The sequence below is a fragment of the Bordetella genomosp. 7 genome (assembly GCF_002261265.1).
Lineage (GTDB): Bacteria > Pseudomonadota > Gammaproteobacteria > Burkholderiales > Burkholderiaceae_B > Bordetella_A.
Genome location: NZ_NEVK01000001.1, coordinates 281,653 through 302,109 on the forward strand (window position 1 = coordinate 281,653; position 20,457 = coordinate 302,109).

Consider the following 20,457-nt stretch of genomic DNA (forward strand, 5'->3'; position numbering starts at 1 on the left):
TTCCCAACAGGAGATCAAACATGAAAGCACTGAAATTAGCCGCCGTTGCCGCCGCCCTGTTCACCGCGGCCTCGGCGGCCAATGCTGGCGCCACGTTCGACAGCATCAAGAAGAAGGGCTTCGTCCAGTGCGGCGTGTCTACCGGCATCCCCGGATTTTCCATCGCGGACAGCAAGGGCCAATGGCAGGGCATCGACGTGGACATGTGCCGCGCCATCGCCGCCACCATGTTCAACGATGCAAGCAAGTTCAAAGTCACCCCCCTGAATACGCAACAGCGCTTTACCGCGCTGCAGTCGGGCGAAGTCGACGTGCTGACCCGCAATACCACCCAGACCTTGACGCGCGATACCACGCTCGGTCTGATCGGCGCGGGCGTCAACTACTACGACAGCCAGGGCGTCATGGTCTCCAAGGACCTGGGCGTCAAGAGCGCCAAGGAACTCGACGGCGCCACCATCTGCGTGCAGCCGGGCACCACCACCGAACTGAACCTGGCCGACTGGTTCCGCGGCCAGAACATCCAGTTCAAGCCCGTGGTCATCGACAAATACGACGAAATCATCCGCGCCTTCTCGGCAGGCCGCTGCGACGCCTTCACCACCGACAAGTCGCAACTGGCCTCGACCCGCACCACGCTCGAAAACCCGGACAACTTCGTCATCCTGCCCGAAGACTTCTCGAAAGAGCCGCTGGGCCCCATGGTTCGCCAGGGCGACGAGCAATGGTTCAACATCGTGCGCTGGACGCTCAACGCGATGCTGGAAGCCGAGGAATACGGCATCACGTCGAAGAACGTCGACGAAATGCTCAAGAGCTCCAACCCCAACGTGCAGCGCATCCTGGGCGTGACCCCGGGCATGGGCAAGAACCTGGGCGTGGACGACAAGTGGGCCTACACCATCATCAAGCAAGTGGGCAACTACGGTGAAGTGTTCGAGCGCACGCTGGGCAAAGACAGCGCCATGAAGCTCGAGCGCGGCTTGAACGCGTCGTACAAAGACGGCGGTTTGATGTACGGCTGGCCGGTGCGCTAAGCACGGCTGCCCGGCAAGGCGGGGCCTCCCGCCTTGCCAAGCCCGCCTGCGGCGGGCGGCAGGAGTAAAGGTGGCGGGCAGATCCTGCAGCCATCCCTGTTCGACTTCTGTAGATTCAATCCATGACAACTACCAACCCCCAGGTCCCGGCGGCGGCGCCCAAGCGACGCCTGAGCTGGAACGACCCCGGCGTGCGCGCCGTGGTGTATCAGGTTGTCGCGCTGGCCTTGGTTGCACTGGCCGCGTGGTACCTGGTTTCGAACACGCTGCATAACCTTGCAGTGCGCAATATCTCTACCGGATTCGGTTTCATCGACCGCGAGGCCGGCTTTGCCATCGGCGAGACGCCGATCGCGTATTCCCCCGCAGATACCTATGGCCGCGCCATTGCCGTCGGCCTGCTCAACACGCTGCGCGCCGCCGTGCTGGGCATTGTGCTGGCGACCCTGCTCGGCACGCTGATCGGGGTGGGGCGGCTGTCGAAAAACTGGCTGATCGCCAAAGTATGCTCGGCGTACGTCGAGGTCATGCGCAACGTGCCGTTGCTGTTGCAACTGTTCTTCTGGTATGCGCTGATCACCGAGAACATGCCCGGGCCGCGGCAGGCGGCCAATCCGCTGCCGGGCGTCTTTATTTCGAACCGCGGGCTGAAGGTGCCGGCCGTCGAAGGCGCGTCGCTGGATTTCGTGCTGGGCGGGCTGGCCCTGGCCATCATCGGCATCCTGGTGGCGGCCCATTGGGGCAAGAAGCGGCAGGAAGCCACCGGCAGGGTGTTCCCGCTGGGGCGGCTGGCGCTGGCGCTGCTGATCGGCCTGCCCGTGGCGGGCTGGCTGGTAAGCGGCGCGTCGTTGAGCCTGCAGATGCCGGAGCTCAAGGGCTTTAACTTCAGCGGCGGGCTGACCATGTCGCCGGAGTTCGCCGCCTTGCTTGCCGGGCTGGTGATCTACACGTCGGCCTTTATCGCCGAAGTGGTGCGTTCCGGTATCCAGGCCGTCAACCAGGGGCAGTGGGAAGCCGCCGGGTCCCTGGGGCTGAGCCGCGCACGCGTGCTGCGCCTGGTGATCCTGCCGCAGGCGCTGCGCGTGATCATCCCCCCCATGACCAGCCAGTACCTGAACCTGACCAAGAACAGCTCACTTGCCGTGGCTATCGGCTACCCGGATATCGTGTCGGTGGTCAACACCACCATGAACCAGACCGGGCAGGCCATCGAGGGCATCCTGATCATCATGGCGGCCTACCTGACGGTGAGCCTGTCTATCTCGGTGTTCATGAACTGGTACAACAAGCGCATCGCGCTGGTGGAGCGTTGATATGAGCACGACGACTCCCGTCCCCAATGAAGGCCTGCCCCCGCCCCGCAACCACGCGGGCCCCTGGGCCTGGCTGAAAGAGCGCCTGTTTTCCTCGCCGCTGAGCATCCTGGCCACGGTGCTGATGGCCTGGCTGCTGATCATGACCGTGCCGGCCCTGGTCGACTGGGCCTTCCTGCAGGCCGACTTCACGTCGGCCACCGCGCAGGAATGCCGCAAGGCGGCCGGCGCATGCTGGGCATTCATCGTCGAGAAACACCGGCTGATCCTGTTCGGCACCTACCCGTACGACGAGCAATGGCGCCCGCTGCTGGCCACCATCATTCTCATCGCCGTGATTGTCTGCAGCGGCCTGAGGCGTTTCTGGAACATGCGCCTGGCGGTGATCTGGGTGGTGGGCCTGACCGCCGTTGCGATCCTGATGTGGGGCGGCGTGTTCGGCCTGACCTACGTCGAGAACTCGCAGTGGGGCGGCCTGCCGCTGACGCTGATATTGTCGACCTTCGGCATCGCCTTCGCGTTCCCCATCGGCGTGCTGCTGGCGCTGGGCCGCAGGTCGCGGCTGCCCGCCATCAAGGCGCTGTGCGTCGTGTACATCGAGCTTATCCGCGGCGTGCCTCTGATCAGCCTGCTGTTCATGTCGTCGGTGATGCTGCCGCTGTTCCTGCCGGTGGGCTTTTCCATCGACAAACTGCTGCGGGCGCAGATCGCCATCATCATGTTCGCGGCCGCCTACATTGCCGAGACGGTGCGCGGCGGGCTGCAGGCGATACCCAAGGGGCAATACGAAGGCGCCGATTCGCTGGGCCTGAACTACTGGCAGCAGATGCGCAAGATCATCCTGCCGCAGGCGCTGCGCATTGTGATCCCGCCGCTGGTCAGCATCTTCATCGCGCTGTTCAAGGACACGTCGCTGGTGGTCATCATCGGCATCTTCGACCTGACGCTGGCCGCCAAGGCGGCGCTGTCGGATGCGGCATGGCGCGGGTTCGGCGTAGAGGCCTATGTGTTTATCTCGCTGATTTACTTCGTGTTCTGCTTTTCGATGTCGAAATACAGCCAACGCCTCGAGAAACGCCTGGCGACCGGGCATCAACGATAGTTGCCGGGCCCGCGCCCGCCATCGGCGGGCCGGGCTGGCGTACCTTATGGGAGTAAAGGCATGAGCGATGCCATCATCCGCATGCAGAACGTGAACAAGTGGTACGGCCAGTTCCACGTGCTGCGCAATATCAACCTGGACGTGGCGCCCGGCGAGCGCATCGTGGTGTGCGGGCCGTCGGGCTCGGGCAAGTCGACCATGATCCGCTGCATCAACCGGCTGGAAGAGCACCAGCAGGGCCACATCATCGTCGATGGCACCGAGCTGACCAACGACCTGAAGCACATCGAGACTATCCGGCGCGACGTGGGCATGGTGTTCCAGCACTTCAACCTGTTCCCCCACCTGACGGTGCTGGAGAACCTGACGCTGGGGCCGACATGGGTGCTGAAGAAGCCCCGCGCCGAGGCCGAGGCCACGGCCATGAAATACCTGGAGCGCGTGCGCATTCCCGAACAGGCCAACAAGTATCCCGGCCAGTTGTCGGGCGGGCAGCAGCAGCGCGTGGCGATCGCGCGTTCGCTGTGCATGAACCCGAAGATCATGCTGTTCGATGAGCCCACGTCGGCGCTGGACCCGGAAATGGTGAAAGAAGTCCTGGATGTGATGGTGACGCTGGCCCAGGAAAGCGGCATGACCATGCTGTGCGTGACCCACGAAATGGGCTTTGCGCGCAAGGTGGCCAACCGTGTGATTTTCATGGATCGCGGCGAGATCATCGAGCAGAACACGCCCGACCAGTTCTTCGATAATCCGCAGAATGAGCGCACCAAGCTCTTCCTGAGCCAGATCCTGCATTAAGGGCCGGCCCGCGGGACGGAAAGCGCCTGTGCGTCGGGGTGGAGTATGCTAACCGACGCACAGAAGCTCAATCCGGAGACTCAAAACAATGCGCAACCCGCAAAAATTCCACGTTTCTTCTACCCGTCGCGCGCTGGTGCGCGGCGCCGTCGCCCTGGCGGCAACCTTCGGCTGCCTGGCGCCTGCCGCCGCGCAGGGCACCGATTTCCCGACCAAGCCGCTGCGCTTTGTCGTGCCGTATCCGCCCGGCGGCCCGCTGGACACGACGGCGCGCCTGCTGGCCGAGAAGGTCCGTGTCACGCTGAACCAGCCTGTCATCGTCGAGAACCGCTCGGGTGCGGGCGGCAACATCGGCGCCGACCTGGTCGCCAAGGCCGCGCCCGACGGCTATACGCTGGTGATGGGCGCGGTGGCCACGCACGCCATCAACCCGTGGCTGTTCGCCAACCTGCCCTACGACCCCATCAAGGATTTCGCGCCGGTCACGATTGTGGCCGCCGTGCCCAATGTGCTGGTCGTGAACGTGGATTTCGCCAAGAAGAACCAGATCGAGTCGCTGCAAGACCTGATCGCGTACGCGAAGAAGAACCCCGACCGCCTCAATTACGGCTCGGGCGGCAATGGCAGCGCGGGGCACCTGGCCGGCGAACTGCTGAAGGCCCGCGCGGACATCGATGTGGTGCACGTGCCCTACCAGGGCGCCGCGCCGGCGCAGCTGGCGCTTCTGGGCGGCCAGTCGGACTTCATGTTCGACAACCTGGCCGCCGCGGCGCCGCTCATCAGGGACGGCAAGGTAAAGGCGCTGGCCGTGACGACGCTGAAGCGCTCGTCGCTGTTGTCGGATGTGCCCACCATGGACGAAGCGGGTGTCAAGGGCTTTGACCTGGGCACCTGGTTCGGGGTGTTCACCACCGGCGGCACACCGGCCGATGCGGTGGCCAAGCTCAACAAGGCCTATGCCGACGCACTGCGCCAGCCGGACGTGCAACAGCGCCTGCTGGCCATGGGGTCCGAGGCGCAACCCATGACGGCCGAGGAATTCGCCGCGTTCGTCAAGCGCGAGAAAGACAAGTACCAGGAGATTGTGAAGCTCTCCGGGGCCAGCTTGAATTAATCGTTCTGTAGAGGGCGCGCTTATTGAGCCGCCCGGAACAAAGGGCGCCTCATGGCGCCCTTTGTCGTTACGATCCCCACCCCGTGCGCAATGACAGCGCCGGAGCTTCGACGCTCGACGGTGTTTCGGCCTGGCTCAGAAGGTGTCAGACACCCGTCGATGGTGTTCCGGCCGGGCTAACGTGTCAGACTCCCGCAGGGTGTCTGTCACTGGCGCGTCGGCGTTGCCGGCGCCATTGCGTATGGTGTCAGACACCCGCCGAAACCAGCGTTGATTGGTCGTGTCTCGCATCGGGTGTCAGACACCTGGTGCACTGTCTCGCATCGGGAGTCTGACACCGGGTGCACGGGTTTCAAACACCGCGTACACGCCCGCTGCATATCGCGGAAGGTATCTGCGGAAGGTGTCCGATACCCGTCGACGGTGTTCCGGCCTGGCTAACGTGTCAGACACCCGCAGGGTGTCTGACACTGGCGTGTCGGCGTTGCCGGCGCCATTGCGTATGGTGTCAGACACCCGCCGAGACCGGCGTTGACTGGTCGTGTCTCGCATCGGGTGTCAGACACCTGGTGCACTGTCTCGCATCGGGTGTATGACACCGGGTGCACGGGTTTCAAACACCGCGTACACGCCCGCTGCATATCGCGGAAGGCATCTGCGGAAGGTGTCAGACACCCGTCGATGGTGTTCCGGCCTGGCTAACGTGTCAGACTCCCGCAGGGTGTCTGACACTGGCGCGTCGGCGTTGCCGGCGCCATTGCGTACGGTGTCAGACACCCGCCGAGACCGGCGTTGATTGGTCGTGTCTCGCATCGGGTGTCAGACACCTGGTGCCACTGTCTCGTATCGGGAGTCTGACACCGGGTGCACGGGTTTCAAACACCGGGTACACGCCCTGTGCATATCGCGGAAGGCATCTGCGGAAGGTGTCAGACACCCGTCGATGGTGTTCCGGCCTGGCTTACGTGTCAGACTCCCGCAGGGTGTCTGACACTGGCGTGTTGGCGTTGCCGGCGCCATTGCGTATGGTGTCAGACACCCGCCGAGACCGGCGTTGATTGGCCGTGTCTCGCATCGGGTGTCAGACACCGGGTGCACGGATATCAAACACCGCGTACACGCCCGCGGCATGTAGATCGACGCAAACGCCCACGACAAGCGGTTGCCGAATGGCCGCGCACGCCGCGCGGGGCGGCGTGCGCGGCCGGCGCTGCACTATCTTTCTCGCCCCCTACAGCGTCGCCAAATATGCAAGAACCCTGTTCGCCCCAGCGCCGTTGCGAGTTTGTACGGTGCGAGTCGGGGCGGGCCGGGGTGAGCGGCGCGGCGCCTCGGGGCCGGGCCCGGGCGCGGGGGGCGCCCGGACGGCGCCGTGAAGCCAAGGCGCTCACCCCGGCCCGCCCCGACGCCTCAAGAACCCCTCAACTTTGTAACCCTCCCCCCTCAAGCAAAGTTACGTTTAACCCCTGAAGTATTCCCGTAATCCAGACTGCCTACGATCTGCCCAGTATCCACAATCTGGCCACGAAAGCTGATCCCGAGCAGCCATGGACAACGTCATATCCCTGCAGCGCCGCACCGTCACCGCCCGTACTCCTCTGCCAGCCGCCATGCTGGCGTTCCGCGCCATGGCGGGCCACGAGGCCTTGTCGCAACTGTTCGAACTCGAAGTCGACCTGGTGTCGCCCTCGCATTCGCTGGACATGAAGCAGCTGCTGGGCAAGCCGCTGACGCTGGACATCCAGGCGGCCAGCGGCATCCGCCATCTGAATGGCCACATCACCCGCTGCAAGCTTGCCGGCCGCGAAGGGCCGACCTCGCGCCTGTACCGCTATCGCGTCACGGTGCGCCCCTGGCTCTGGTACCTGACCCAGACCTCGGACAGCAAGATTTTCCAGAACCAGAGCGTGCCCGACGTCATCCGCACCGTGCTCGCCGAGTATCCGTTTCCCGTCGAGTACAAACTGACCGGAGCCTATCGGAACTGGGATTACTGCGTGCAGTACCAGGAGACCGATTTCGCCTTCATCAGCCGCCTGATGGAGCACGAAGGCATCTACTATTGGTTTCGCCACGACGCCGAGCAGCACACCCTGGTGCTGACCGACGACGTGACGCAGCACGAAACCTGCCCGGGCTACGACACCATTCCGTACTACGGCCCCGACCGCGTCGCAGTACCTCGGCAGGAATACATCTCGAGCTGGGAAGTCGCCGAGCAGATCACGCCCGGCGCCTTCGCCACGTCCGACTATTTCTTCGAGACTCCCGGCGCAGACCTGCAGGCCCGCCGCAACAATCCGGGCGCCTACGACCATGGCGACCTGGAAATGTACGAATGGCAGGGGGGCTACACCAATCCTGCCGATGCCGAGCGCTATACCCGCGTGCGCCTGGAAGAACTGCAGTCCCGGCAGGAACAGGTAAGCGGCGGCTGCAACGTGCGCGGCATGGCGCCGGGCTGGCTCTTTACCCTGCGCAACCATCCGCGCCAGGCAGAGAACCGCGAATATTTGATTGTTTCGGCGCACTACCGCATCCAGGAAGCCGCCCAGGCCAGCGGGCTGGACGCGGCGACATTCGATGTGGGCTTTACCGTATTGCCGGCCGCCGTGCCGTTTCGCGCGCCGCGCGTCACGCCCATGCCGCATACCCATGGCCCGCAGACGGCCAGGGTGGTGGGCAAGGCCGGCGAGCAGATCTGGACCGACGCATACGGCCGCATCAAGGTGCAATTCCACTGGGACCGGTACGGCCAGAAGAACGAGAACAGCTCATGCTGGGTGCGCGTGTCCAGCCCCTGGGCGGGCGGCGGATTCGGCGGCATCCAGTTGCCGCGCGTGGGCGACGAAGTGATCGTGGATTTCATCGGCGGCCACCCCGACCGGCCCATCGTCATCGGCCGCGTCTATAACGCGAGCAACATGCCGCCGTGGGACCTGCCCGGCAACGCGACGCAAAGCGGCTTTCTGAGCCGTTCGCGCGACGGCACGCCGGGCAATGCCAACGCGCTGATGTTCGAAGACAAGCCGGGCAGCGAACTGGTGTGGCTGCATGCCGAACGCGACCTGACCACCGAGGTCGAAGGCAACGAGCTGCACGCCACCGACGGCACGCGCACCACCTTCGTCGGCTCGCACGATACCACCGTCATCGGTTCGGGCGGCGCAGGCAATCGCGACGTCACCGTGCATGGCACCGACACGCTGCACGTGGACGGCGATCGCACGGTAACGGTAGACGGCAGTGAAACCCATACCGTCAGGCAGGGCCGCACGGTGCGCGTTACCGACGGGCTCATGGACGAGAAATTCGACCAGGGCCTGCACACCACCATCGCTGCCCAGGGCGAAATACGCGAAGTGACCGGGCTTTTCGACGAAACCCTGCACAGCGGCGAGCGGCGGCATGTCACCGGCGATGTCAACGAGACGCTCGATGGCAATGTGACCTTTGCCATCGAAGGCGGCGGCACATTTACGGAAACCATCCAGGCGAACCATATCCACGAACTGACCGGCACCCAGGATTCGACCATCACGGGCGAGGTTACCCATACGATCAACGGCGCGCTGACGCAGACGGTGACCGACCCGGTCATCGTCAACGCGCAAACCAGCATGACCGTGAACACGCCCAGCTGGACGGTCAGCGGCGCCAAGCAGGCGTTCTGGGCGTCCAGCTTCGTGCGCGGCACGCCTGCGCGCGCCACGCTGGTGGGCGCGGCCGCAGACCTGTGGGGCGTGCGGCAGCAGGTGTATGCCGGCGTCAACTCGCAGTGGTCTACCGTGAAAATCGACCTGGCCGCGTTCAAGAACGGCCAGTCGGGCTTTGAGTTCGGTGGCGCGGCCACGCAGATCAAGGCGATAGGCGTGCAGGTCAAGAGTGGGGTGGCCGGCATTATTTCGCGCGCGGCCAGCATATTCACGTGAGGCCCGGACAACATGACCAATCTTGCATGGTGGGTGGCCGGCACTGTAGCAACGGTGTTGTTCGTGGGTTTTGTCGCCATGATTGTGCGCGACAACGCCCGGCTGTTTGACCAGGAACGCGCCCTGGCCGGGCAGCTGGCGCAGTCGGGGCAGCCCGCCGTGGCCACGGTGCTGGCGCTGGAGCGCCAGCCGGGGGGAAGACCGTACGCCGCGCCGATGAAGATGCGGCTGCGCTACGCAGATACACGCGGCCGCGAGCAGACGGTCGAGCTGCGGCTGTATATCGATCGCGAATTGCTTGCCGGCTTCATGCCGGGCCAGGCCGTGCACGTGCGCTACGACCCGCAGCAACCTGGCAGCATTGCCATCGACCGCGAGCTCAGCCCCACGGATGTCCCGGCGTCATGGCGCAGTTGAGGGGGCGGGCATGAAGATCGTCAAGCCATTGCGCCTGGGCCTGTTGAACCGGCCCTACATGATGCGCGGAAGATCGGCTCTGGGCATCAGCGCGCTGGCGCTGGCCAGTCTGGACGCGCGGGCTTTGTTGCTGCCCGAGGCCGAGCTGTGGGAACTGGCCGGCGAGGCGCTGGGCGAAGACGGCGTGCTGGACCTGGGCGTGCCCAAGCCCTGCGCCGAGTTCCTCGTCACCGGCAACGCGTACACCGCGCACCAGGCGCGCCGGGATGCCTGCGCGGTGCGTGTGCGAGTGGGCGACAGGCAGAAAAGCCTGATGGTGTTCGGCGACCGGTTCTGGGTGGGCCAGCAGGCCAGCGAGCCGCTGCCGTACGAAATCATGCCGCTGGACTGGCGCCATGCCTACGGCGGCCCGTCTTATCCGGACAACCCGCAGGGGCGCGGCGCGGACGATGAGTTCATCAACGGCGTGCGCACCCGCCGCCTGCCCAACATCGAGCCCCTGGAAGGCCGCATGGCGCGGCCTGACCAACAGCCCGCGCCCGCGGGGCTGGGGCCGGTGTCGCCGCTGTGGCCGCGCCGTTTCGAGCGCGTCGGGGCCTATCACGACAGTTATCCGGATACCGCCTTTCCGGGGTTCCTGGACACGCTGGACCCCCATTTTTTCAACGCTGCGCCGCCCGACCAATGGTGGCCCGGCCGCCCCGAACTTGCGCCCGGTATCGATTACGAGTTCTGGAACATGCACCCGCGGCATGCCTGCATGCAGGGTGTACTGCCGGACTGGCGCGCGCGCTGTTTCGTTCGGCGCGCCGCCACCCAGGCCCTGGAGGCCGTGCCGCTCGCACTGACGACGGCCTGGTTCTTTCCCGACCGCGAGCGGGTGCTGCTGATCTATCAGGGCGTTGCGCCGCTTGCCGAAGATGACGGCGCGGATGTGGACCTGCTGATGCCCGCCCTGGACACGGGCGTTGATGAGCGGCCCATGTCTCATTACGAGGCCGTGCTGGCGCGGCGGCTGGACCCGGACTATGGGCCGCTGCACGTGCTGCTCGATGATGAACTGCTGCCGGCCGGGCACCTGGGGCCCTGGGAATCGCTGGCGGCATGGAATCCGATGCGCAGCCCGCTGGCCCGCAACCAGCATGCGCGCGCGGCGTCGATGCGCGCGCACATGCAGGCCGAGGCGCAGGCCGCCGGATTGGATGCGCAAGCCTTTGACGTGACGCTGCCCCCGGACACTGCCTTGCCCGCCTTGCAGGACCTGCCGTCGATGGCCCGGCAGGCAGCGCAGGCCGCCCAAGAGGCGCGTATCGACATGCTGCATGCGCGCAGGCAGGTAGCCGCGCAGATACGCGACCAGGCCTGCGACATGCCGGCCGGCATGAACGCCGCCACATTGCTCGACAGCGCCGAGAAGCCCGCCAGGGGCGGGCCGCCGACGCTGCTTGGGCATCCCGGCCTGGCGGAGCTGCAGGCGCTTGCGTCGCGCCGGCCGCCCGAGCCGGGCGGGCAGGCGCTGGATGACGCGTCGGTGCGCGGCATGATGAAACAGGCCGACGACCAGCTGCGGTCGCTGTATCTGCAGGGCGCGCACCTGCAGCCGCCCGCCGACGCGGCAAGGCCGGCGCGCGCGGCGCGCATGAGGCGCCGGGTGCAGTCCATCATGGCCGGCAGCCGCGATCTGTCCGGCCTTGACCTGACCGGCGCCGACCTGTCGGGGCTGGACCTGCGTGGCGCCCGATGTGCAGGCACGATGTTCGAAGGCGCCGACTTGTCGGGCGCGCGCCTGGACGGTGCGGACTTGACGCGCGCGGTGCTGGCGCGTGTGCGGGCGCAGGGCGGTTCATGGCGCGCCACGCAGTTGCATGGCGCCAATCTGGGGAGCGCCGTGTTGCGGGATATCGACCTTGGCCAAGCCACGATGACCGACTGCGAACTGACGGGGCTCAGGCTCAGCCATTGCCGGCTGGCGGGCCTGGCCATGAAGAATTGCGCCCTGGCAGAAACGGAATGGACCGATTGCTGCTGCGACGGCGCCAGTTTTGATACGGTGACGTTCTGGCAACAAGCCCGCCTGACGCGCGTGAGTTTCGCCAACGCGAGCATGACGCGCGTAAGCTGGGTGGACTGCGTGCTCGACGAAGCGGCGTTCGGCGACGCGCAGTTCGTGCGTTGTTCGTGGGTGCAGTCGCATTGCGTGACGCCGCCGGACTTTACGCGCGCGCAACTGACCACTTGCTGCGCGGTAATGACCGATATGGACGAGGCAGTGTTCGCGGGGGCCTTGCTGCGCGAGTGCAGCCTGCGCGGTATCGGCCTGGCGAGCGCCGATTTCGGCAAGGCCGGCCTGCTGCGCTGCGACCTGTCGGGTGCGGACCTGCGCGGCGCCGACCTGTCGGGCGCGTGCGCGGACGAGTCGCTGTTCATCCGCGCCTTGCTCGACGGCGCCGATTGTTCAGATGCCGACCTGAAGCAGGCATTGCTGCACGATGCCACGCTTGCACATGCCAGCCTGCGCGGCGCCAACCTGTTTCGCGCCGATCTGGCGCGCGCGCGGCTGGATGGCAGTACCGATACGCGGGGCGCCTACGTGCACCTGGCCAACACGCGGCCCGTCGCGCCCAAGGCGTCATGCTGACGCCCGCCGACTTGCAGGCCCGCGTCAAGGGCGGCGAGATGCTGGCCGGCCTGGATCTGCGCGGCCTGTCGTTGCGCGGCATGGACATGGCCGGCGCCGTGCTGCATGACTGCGACCTGACAGGCGCCACCCTGGCGGACACCGATTGGCGCGACAGTCGCTTCCATGCCTGCCGCATGTCGCACACCGATTGGCGCGGCGCGGATATCAGCCATTGCGCCTACTTCCGCTGCGCACTGGAGCAGGCCGATTTCCGTGCTGCCGTGTGCAACGAGGCCGCGTTTACGGAATGCCGGGCGCGGGGCATAGATTTCAGCGGCACGACGCTGGCGGCCTGCCACTTTACCCAGACCGACCTGGCCCATTCGCGTTGGGAGGCCGCCCAGCTGCATGACGGATCCTGCGGCGAATGCGCGCTGGAGCACGCGAGCTTTGCGCAAGCCAGCCTGGTCAAGGTTGTGTTTATGCACGCCGATCTGCGGGTCACGGTATTGAGCGGGGCTGCGCTGGACAAATGCGTGTTCACCGAAGGCGACCTGCGCGGCCTGGCGCTGGGCGGGCAGCGGCTGGAAGGCTGCCAGTTCATCGATGCGCGCATGGATGGCTGCGACCTGAGCTGGGCGCAACTGCGGCAGGCCAACTTCAAGGGCGCATCGCTGCGCGGCGCGCGGCTGGTGCAGGCTCGCGCCGACCGGGCGCTGTTCGTGCAGGCCGACCTGACCCAGGCCGATGCAACAGGGGCTTCATTTGTGCAGAGCATGTGGCCCGACGCCTGCCTGGATGGCGCGACGCTGAGCGGGGCGAACCTGACGCAGGCGGTGCTGCATCGTGCGCGCTGCGCCGCCGCGCGGTTTGATGGGGCGCAGTTGGGGTATGCCGATTTTTCGTGCGCCGACCTGCGCGATGCCGACCTGCGGCACGCCAGCTTCGGGCGCACCCAGTTGCACCGCGCGCTGACCGAGGGCGCACGCTGGACGACGCGCGCCGGCGTGCTGGAAAACGATGCCGCCCTGTATGAGGCCGAGCTGTGGTCGGCCCGCCGCCCTGGCGCGACTTCGGCCGCGTCAGGGCCCTAGCTTACAACCGGAGGCTCTGTGTTCGCCGACTGCCAGCTCATGGGAATGGACCTGGCCTTTCCCGATATTTGCAAGACGCCCCCTGCGTTGTTGCCGGTTCCGTACCCCAACTTTGCGCTCGGGCCGATGGCGATTCCCAATGTGTGGAACACGCTGCTGATGATGATGCCGGCGCACAACCTGCTCACCACCATTCCCATCACCAATGGCGACAATCCCGGCGTGGCCCTGGGGTTGATTTCCCAGACGGTGATGGCGCAGGCGCGCCGCATCACCTGCGTGCCGAATGTGTTGTTCGGGTGCATTCCCGCCACCCGGCTTACGGGGCTGACCATCCAGAACACCATCAATGCGCGCGGCATGCGGGTGCTGCCCAGTCAGCTGAAAGTGGTGTTGCTGGGCGGCGGAGCAGGCGCCGGGCGGGCGGCGTCGGCCGCGCGCGGCGCGGGGGTGGGCGGCACGACGCGCACTGGCCGCCTGGCGGCGCGCGCGTCGGGCAAGTCCGGCCAGGGCCGCGCGGCGCCCGCCCCGAGCGCGGCGTCGCGCCCGGCCACGCCGGCGGCCAGGTCGGCCCCGCGGGGCGGCCAGCCCCGCGCCGAACCGCCCAAGGCCGATCCACGCTACAAGCGCGGCAAGTTTCGCAAGGGCGTGCGCGACCAGGCCTGGGACGCCGCCAAGGGCAGGGACGGCAAGGTGCGCGACCCCGTGTCCGATAAGGTGATGAAGAAAGACGAGCCCTGGGATATGGGGCACAAGCCGGGTTTCGAGCATCGCAAGCACGCCAGGAGCGCCGCCGAGCGGAACATCGACCGCAAGCAGTTCCTCGATGAATACAATGACCCTTCCCACTACCGGCCCGAACTGCCCAGATCCAACCGCAGCCACCGGGGCGAACTGAAAACGGACGACTATTTTGGCTACTGACGCGTCTCCCGCCGTAACGCCGCAACGCAAGGCCGTGGCCCGGCATGTGCTGGATGTGTTCGACGGCGCACCGGTGGTGCATGCCTACCACCACGACACGCTGGCGCTGTCGATCGACATCCTGGAAGTCGATGACAGCCCCGATGACGGGCTGGTGTCGTATTCCACGCTGGGGCTGTTCGAGACCCTGCTGCGCCACGGCGACGGCACGCCCTTGGAAACGCGGGTAGAACTGTGCGCCGAGGCCCCGCAAGAGCAAGACCTGTGGGGCAATATCCTCGGCACCGCAGCCTTCGGGCTGATGCGGTCAGGGCAGGCCGTGGGCCCCGGCAGCGTGCTGCGCGACTGCGTGCTCGAGTACTACCCGCAATGCAGCGTTCCGCATCTTTATCTGTGCGCGCCGTTTTCGTGGCAGGACGGCGAGTTCGCCCGTGTCGAGGTCGACGGCGAGCCGGTCAACTGGCTGCAGGCGTTTCCGATCAGCGAAGCCGAGCGCCAGTACGTGCAGGAGCATGGCGCCGATGCGTTCGAAGACATCCTGCTCGAGCAGGATCCCGACCTCTACGATCTCGAACGCCCGTCGGTCGTATAACACCGCCACCCGCCCCCGCCGGGTGGCCACAGCAACATCAGGTGTCTGACACCATACGAACTCGCGCGGGCCGCGCCTGTTTCTTACGTCGGCCGCGCCCAGCCCTTGGCGTGTTCCACCGCCTGACGCCAACGGGCCAGGCGCGCCTGGCGCTGGTCGGCGGACCATTGGGGTTCGAAGCGGTGCTCCGCTTCCCATTGCGCCGCGAATTCGTCCAGCCCGGACCAGAACCCCGTGGCCAGGCCGGCCAGACCGGCTGCGCCTCGCGCGGTGGATTCGGCCACGCGCGGGCGCACTACCGGTACGCCCAGCAGGTTGGTCTGCATCTGCATGAGCAGATCATTGCGCGCCGCGCCGCCGTCGACGCGAAGTTCCGACAGCTCGATGCCGCTGTCTGCATTCATGCATGTGAGCAGTTCGGCGCTTTGCAGCGCGATGGCTTCCAGCGTGGCGCGCGCCACGTGCGCGCGCGTGGTGCCGCGCGTCAGGCCCACCAGGGTTCCGCGCGCATACGGGTCCCAGTCGGGCGCGCCCAGGCCGGCGAAGGCCGGCACCAGGAACACGTCGTCTGTGTCGGCCACGCTGGCTGCCAGCGCCTCGACCTGGTCTGACCGCTGGATGATGCCCAGCCCGTCGCGCAGCCACTGCACGGCGGCGCCGGCCATGAAAACGCCGCCTTCCAGCATGTACGTCGGTTGCCCCGCCGTGCCCGCGCCGGGCGCGGGCAGGCCCCAGCCTATGGTGGAAAGCAGGTTGTTCTGTGACGCGATGGGCCGGTCGCCGACATTCATCAACATGAAGCAGCCGGTGCCGTAGGTGTTCTTGGCCATGCCCGGCTTGAAGCACGCCTGCCCGAACGTCGCGGCCTGCTGGTCGCCGGCGACGCCTGCAATAGATATGGGGCCGCCGAACCACTCGGGCAGGGCATGGCCCACTTCTGCGCTGCTGGGAGCCACCGCCGGCAGCACGCTGCGCGGAATGTCCAGCAATGCCAGTATCTCGTCGCTCCAGTCGTGCGCATGGATGTCGTACAGCAGCGTGCGCGACGCATTGCTGGGGTCGGTACTGTGCACCTGCCCGCCGGTCAGGTTCCATACCAGCCAGGTGTCTACCGTGCCGAAGGCCAGCTGGCCGCGCTGGGCGGCCTGGCGCGCACCCGGCACATGTTCGAGCATCCAGGCCAGCTTGGTGCCGGAAAAATAAGCGTCCAGCACCAGCCCCGTGCGTTCTTGCAGCAGTTTGTCGTGGCCTTGCTGGCGCAGCGCGTCGCACATGGGCGCGGTGCGGCGGTCTTGCCAGACCAGGGCGCGGGCCAGCGGCCGGCCAGTGGCGCGGTCCCAGATCAGCGTGGTTTCGCGCTGGTTGGTGATGCCGATGGCGGCGATATCGGCCGCGCTGGCGCCGGCATTGCGCAATGCCTCGCGCGCCACATCGAGCTGGCTCTGCCAGATCTCGTTGGCGTCGTGCTCGACCCAGCCCGGCTGCGGGTAATACTGGCGGAACTCGCGCTGCCCGACGCCGCGCGCCGCGCCATGCCGGTCGAACACGATGGCGCGCGAACTGGTGGTGCCCTGGTCCAGGGCCAGAATGTACGATTTCGTCACGGATGCCTGCCTATCAACCTTGCAGTTGAGCCCCGGCCTGCGGCGCCAGCCGCCTGAACGACAGCGTAGAGGCCGCGCACAGCACGCCGATGACCACGAACGCCACCATCGCGTCGCCAGTGGCGAAATGGTCGGCGCCACGCACAGCCATGCTGATATTCAGCGTGACCGCGGCCACCCCGACCCCCAGGCTGATGCCCAGTTGCTGGGCCATGGCCGCAAAACTGCTGGCGCTGCTCATGCGCTCGGGCGCGATGTCGGCATAGGTTAGCGTATTTACCCCGGTGAACTGCAAGGACCGGAAGAAGCCGCCCACCAGCAGGATGCCGATCAGCAGCCACACCGGGGTGCCTGGCGTGAACGCGGCGCAGGCCATGATGAACAGCCCCGTGAGCACCGCGTTGACGGTCAGCACGCGCCGGAAACCGAAATGCCGCACGATGGGGGTGGCCACGAACTTCATCAGCAGCGCGCCGGCCGCGCTGGCAAAAGTGATAAGCCCGGCCGAGAACGGCGTCAGCCCGAACCCCACCTGCAACTGCACGGCCAGCAGGAAGGGCATCGCGCCCACCGCAAACCGGCACAGGTTGCCGCCCAGCACCGAAATGGCGAAGGTCGGCTCTCGCAGCAGGGTGAGGTCGAGGATGGGGTGGGCGGCCCGCCGGGCATGCCACACGTACAGGCCGCCGCAGACCAGGCCCACGAGGGCCATGCCCGCCACCATCAGGGGCGGCACCAGGCTGTGGCCCAGCGCCTCGAAGGCGCTGACCAGGGTGGCCAGGCAGACGGCGCTGAGCAGAAAGCCCAGCCAGTCCAGGCGCGGCGTGGACGCCTCGCGGATTTCGGGCACGTAGCGGCGCACCAGCGCAATGCCCGCGATGCCTATGGGTATGTTGATCAGGAAAATCCAGTGCCAGGACATGTAGGTGACCATGAATCCGCCCAGCGGCGGCCCGATCACGGGGCCCAGCAGGGCCGGTATGGACAGGAAAGACATGGCCTTGAGCAGGTCTTGCTTGGGCACCACGCGCAGCAGGATGATGCGCCCCACCGGCACCATCATGGCGCCTGCCATACCCTGCACGACGCGCGCGGCCACCAGCTGGGCCAGGCTGTGCGACATCGCGCAGGCGATCGAGCTCAGGGTGAACAGGGCGATGGCGGCGGTGAACACCCGGCGAGCGCCATAGCGGTCGGCGGCCCAGCCGCTGACGGGCACGAACACCGCCACTGCCAGCAGATAGGACGTAATGGCCACATTGAGCCGCACCGCCGTGGTCTGCAGCGACTGCGCCATGGCCGGCAGGGCCGTGGCGACGACGGTGGAGTCGAGCATCTGCATGAAAAGCGCGCACCCGACAATGAAGGGAATCATCCGCGCCGCGCGGGCCGCGTCCGGGGAAGGGGGAGGAGAGGAGGCTGGTGCGACGGAATCTGCAGACATGTGGACGGGAGACAGGGGGGCCAGCCGATTGTAACGTCCGGGGGCCGGCCGGGCTGAAGTAAACTGGGGGAATCTGCAACCTGTTTTTATACGGTGCCATGGCAAGTCATTACGAATCCGACATCACTCGCTTTCTGAAGTCGTACAAGGCGCAGCATCCCGACGTCGAGCAACGCCAGCGCGAAGGCCGCGCCCGCCTGTGGGACAAGAAGCAGGACACCGAGCTGCTCGAGGCCTTCCGCGCCGCGCGCGTGCCGCAGAAGCCTTACGTGTATCACAGTGAATAAGCGCCATCGCCGCGCGCGCCTCGTGTCTGCATCCTGACGACGCGCCATGCCTGCGAACCATCCCGTTTCCGGCGAGGCCCTGGCCGCCCTGGTCGAACCTCCCGTCGACAGCACGCCCGACGTGGTCGACAGCGTGGCCTTTGCGCGCCTGTACGGCGAACCGCTGTTCCAGCTGCCGACCGACCTGTACATTCCGCCGGACGCGCTTGAAGTATTCCTGGAAACCTTCGAAGGCCCGCTGGACCTGCTGCTGTACCTGATACGCAAGCAGAACTTCAATGTGCTCGACATCCCTATGGCTGATGTCACGCGGCAGTATCTGTCGTATGTCGAGCAGATCCGCATGCACAACCTCGAACTGGCGGCCGAATATCTGCTGATGGCGGCCATGCTGATCGAGATCAAGTCGCGCATGTTGCTGCCGGTAAAAAAGACAGACACCGGCGAAGAGCCCGAAGACCCGCGCGCCGAGCTGGTGCGGCGGCTGCTCGAGTACGAGCAGATGAAGCTGGCGGCCCAGAAGCTCGACACCCTGCCGCAGCTGGGCCGCGATTTCAAGCGCGCCCAGGCCGTGGCCGACATCACGACCGAGCGCATGCTGCCCGATGTCAGCGTCGACGACCTGCGCGCCGCGTGGGCCGATATCCTGAAGCGCGCCAAGCTGAACCAGCATCACCACATCACGCGCGAACAGCTGTCGGTGCGCGACCACATGACTCACATCCTGCGCCGCCTGAACGATGTGCGTTTCATCGAGTTCGGCGAGCTGTTCATGGAACGCATCCGCGAAGGCGCGCCGGTGGCGGTGGTGGTGGTACATTTCATCGCCATGCTCGAACTGGCGCGCGAATCGCTGCTGGAAATCACCCAGGCCGAGCCCTACGCGCCCATTTATGTGCGCCTGGCGTACACCAGCGTAGCTGCCGCCGCCTGAAGCCGCGCGCGGGCTGCACGCCGTTTCGGAGATTCCCTTGAAAGTCGTCCACACCATCCAAGAGTTGCGCGACCACTTGCGCGGGCAGAACCGCGTGTCGTTCGTGCCCACCATGGGCAATCTGCACGCCGGCCACCTGGCGCTGATGAAGCTGGCGCGCCAGCATGGCGACCCCGTGGTGGCCAGCATCTTCGTCAACCGCCTGCAGTTCGGCCCTGCCGAGGATTTCGACCGCTATCCGCGCACGCTGCAGGACGACGTGGCCAAGCTCGAAGCGGCGCGCGACGTCTACGTGGTGTTTGCGCCCGACGAACGCGAGATGTACCCCGAACCGCAGAACTACCGGGTGCAGCCGCCCGACGATCTGGGCAACATCCTGGAAGGCGAGTTCCGTCCGGGCTTCTTCGGCGGCGTCAGCACCGTGGTGCTCAAGCTGCTGGCCTGCGTGCAGCCGCGCGTGGCGGTGTTCGGCAAGAAAGACTACCAGCAGTTGATGATCGTGCGGAACATGTGCCGCCAGTTCCAGCTGCCGGTGGACATCGTCGCCCACGAAACGGTGCGAGCCGAAGACGGCCTGGCGCTGTCGTCGCGCAATCGCTATCTGGCGCCGGCCGAGCGCGCCGAGGCGCCTGCGCTGTACCAGGCGCTGCTGTCGATACGCCAGCGCATCGGGGCCGGCGAACGCGACCTGGCCGCCATCGAGCGCGAGTGCGCGCAGGCGCTGTCCGCGCGCGGCTGGCAGGTCGACTACCTGGCCGTGCGCCGCCAGCGCGACCTGCAATCGCCCGCGCCGGCCGACCTGGATGCCGGCGAACCACTGGTGGCCCTGGCCGCCGCCAAGCTGGGCGCCACCCGGCTGATCGACAACCTGGAACTCTAGGCGCGCGGGGGCGCGCGCCATCGCGCGTAAAAATCCTGTCAAGTTTGACAGTATCTGGGGCCCAGGCGGCCCTGGCAGACTGCCTTGCAATCCGACATTGCAAGCGAGCTCTTCATGCAGGATACCCCCCCGCCGCATGGTCCGGCCGCCATCGCCCGCCTGACGCCGCGCGAGCAGCAGATTGTGTCGTACCTGGCGGCCGGCAGGCCCAATAAGGTCGTGGCGATTGAACTCGGCATTTCGTTGCGCACCGCCGAGGCCCACCGTGCGCGCATCTTTCGCAAGCTGGGCGTGCGCAACGCCCTGGAACTGGCCTGCCGGCTATGCCCGCGCCAGGGCACCACTTCCCTGCGCGGCTGAAT

At 66.4% G+C, this 20,457-nt stretch carries 17 protein-coding genes; 15 read left to right on the top strand and 2 right to left on the bottom strand.

Going from position 1 to position 20,457, the window contains the following annotated elements; genetic code table 11:
• Positions 1-20: 20 nt before the first annotated feature.
• The 11 genes from CAL19_RS01310 to CAL19_RS01360 all read left to right on the top strand — a co-directional run bounded on the left by CAL19_RS01310 (position 21) and on the right by CAL19_RS01360 (position 14,946).
• Entirely contained in the window at positions 21-1,037 is a 1,017-nt protein-coding gene (locus CAL19_RS01310; RefSeq protein WP_026639418.1) for an amino acid ABC transporter substrate-binding protein, read from the top strand.
• A 122-nt stretch (positions 1,038-1,159) separates the two neighbouring features.
• Complete coding sequence (locus CAL19_RS01315; protein WP_026639417.1) at positions 1,160-2,350, top strand: amino acid ABC transporter permease; 1,191 nt, start codon at positions 1,160-1,162, stop codon at positions 2,348-2,350.
• 1 nt (position 2,351) lies between these two features.
• Entirely contained in the window at positions 2,352-3,452 is a 1,101-nt protein-coding gene (locus tag CAL19_RS01320; RefSeq protein ID WP_026639416.1) for an amino acid ABC transporter permease, read from the top strand.
• A 60-nt stretch (positions 3,453-3,512) separates the two neighbouring features.
• The gene (locus CAL19_RS01325) at positions 3,513-4,253 is read left to right on the top strand and encodes an amino acid ABC transporter ATP-binding protein (protein ID WP_026639415.1); all 741 of its coding nucleotides are present in this window, start codon (positions 3,513-3,515) and stop codon (positions 4,251-4,253) included.
• Between the two features lie 88 nt (positions 4,254-4,341).
• Complete coding sequence (locus CAL19_RS01330; protein ID WP_094795803.1) at positions 4,342-5,367, top strand: Bug family tripartite tricarboxylate transporter substrate binding protein; 1,026 nt, start codon at positions 4,342-4,344, stop codon at positions 5,365-5,367.
• 1,547 nt (positions 5,368-6,914) lie between these two features.
• The gene (locus CAL19_RS01335) at positions 6,915-9,299 is read left to right on the top strand and encodes a type VI secretion system Vgr family protein (RefSeq protein WP_094795804.1); all 2,385 of its coding nucleotides are present in this window, start codon (positions 6,915-6,917) and stop codon (positions 9,297-9,299) included.
• A gap of 12 nt (positions 9,300-9,311) precedes the next feature.
• Positions 9,312-9,716 carry a DUF3592 domain-containing protein gene (locus CAL19_RS01340; protein WP_026639412.1) on the top strand — a complete coding sequence of 135 codons (405 nt, stop codon included), beginning with the start codon at positions 9,312-9,314 and terminating at the stop codon, positions 9,714-9,716.
• 10 nt (positions 9,717-9,726) lie between these two features.
• Complete coding sequence (locus CAL19_RS01345; RefSeq protein WP_094795805.1) at positions 9,727-12,354, top strand: DUF2169 family type VI secretion system accessory protein; 2,628 nt, start codon at positions 9,727-9,729, stop codon at positions 12,352-12,354.
• The gene (locus CAL19_RS01350; protein ID WP_094795806.1) at positions 12,348-13,430 is read left to right on the top strand and encodes a pentapeptide repeat-containing protein; all 1,083 of its coding nucleotides are present in this window, start codon (positions 12,348-12,350) and stop codon (positions 13,428-13,430) included. The genes CAL19_RS01345 and CAL19_RS01350 overlap by 7 nt, the downstream gene beginning before the upstream one ends.
• Before the next feature lie 18 nt (positions 13,431-13,448).
• On the top strand, positions 13,449-14,354 hold the full coding sequence (locus CAL19_RS19875; RefSeq protein ID WP_026639409.1) for a PAAR-like domain-containing protein: 906 nt from the start codon (positions 13,449-13,451) through the stop codon (positions 14,352-14,354).
• Positions 14,344-14,946: a suppressor of fused domain protein gene (locus CAL19_RS01360; RefSeq protein WP_249276236.1), complete on the top strand. Its 603-nt coding sequence runs from the start codon at positions 14,344-14,346 to the stop codon at positions 14,944-14,946. The genes CAL19_RS19875 and CAL19_RS01360 overlap by 11 nt, the downstream gene beginning before the upstream one ends.
• Before the next feature lie 83 nt (positions 14,947-15,029).
• Here CAL19_RS01360 and glpK read toward each other — a convergent pair whose 3' ends face one another.
• On the bottom strand, positions 15,030-16,550 hold the full coding sequence (gene glpK, locus CAL19_RS01365; protein ID WP_094795807.1) for a glycerol kinase GlpK: 1,521 nt from the start codon (positions 16,548-16,550) through the stop codon (positions 15,030-15,032).
• A 13-nt stretch (positions 16,551-16,563) separates the two neighbouring features.
• Complete coding sequence (locus CAL19_RS01370) at positions 16,564-17,994, bottom strand: DHA2 family efflux MFS transporter permease subunit (RefSeq protein ID WP_094795808.1); 1,431 nt, start codon at positions 17,992-17,994, stop codon at positions 16,564-16,566.
• A 98-nt stretch (positions 17,995-18,092) separates the two neighbouring features.
• Here CAL19_RS01370 and CAL19_RS01375 point away from each other — a divergent pair, with 98 nt between their 5' ends.
• The 4 genes from CAL19_RS01375 to CAL19_RS01390 all read left to right on the top strand — a co-directional run bounded on the left by CAL19_RS01375 (position 18,093) and on the right by CAL19_RS01390 (position 20,455).
• Complete coding sequence (locus tag CAL19_RS01375) at positions 18,093-18,281, top strand: DUF3460 family protein (protein WP_026640635.1); 189 nt, start codon at positions 18,093-18,095, stop codon at positions 18,279-18,281.
• A 46-nt stretch (positions 18,282-18,327) separates the two neighbouring features.
• Positions 18,328-19,215 carry a segregation and condensation protein A gene (locus CAL19_RS01380; RefSeq protein WP_026640636.1) on the top strand — a complete coding sequence of 296 codons (888 nt, stop codon included), beginning with the start codon at positions 18,328-18,330 and terminating at the stop codon, positions 19,213-19,215.
• A gap of 37 nt (positions 19,216-19,252) precedes the next feature.
• Positions 19,253-20,095: a pantoate--beta-alanine ligase gene (gene panC, locus CAL19_RS01385; protein ID WP_094795809.1), complete on the top strand. Its 843-nt coding sequence runs from the start codon at positions 19,253-19,255 to the stop codon at positions 20,093-20,095.
• Positions 20,096-20,179: 84 nt separating this feature from the next.
• A complete protein-coding gene (locus CAL19_RS01390) occupies positions 20,180-20,455 on the top strand; it encodes a response regulator transcription factor (RefSeq protein WP_231494599.1) in 276 nt (91 codons plus the stop codon).
• Positions 20,456-20,457 lie beyond the last annotated feature (2 nt).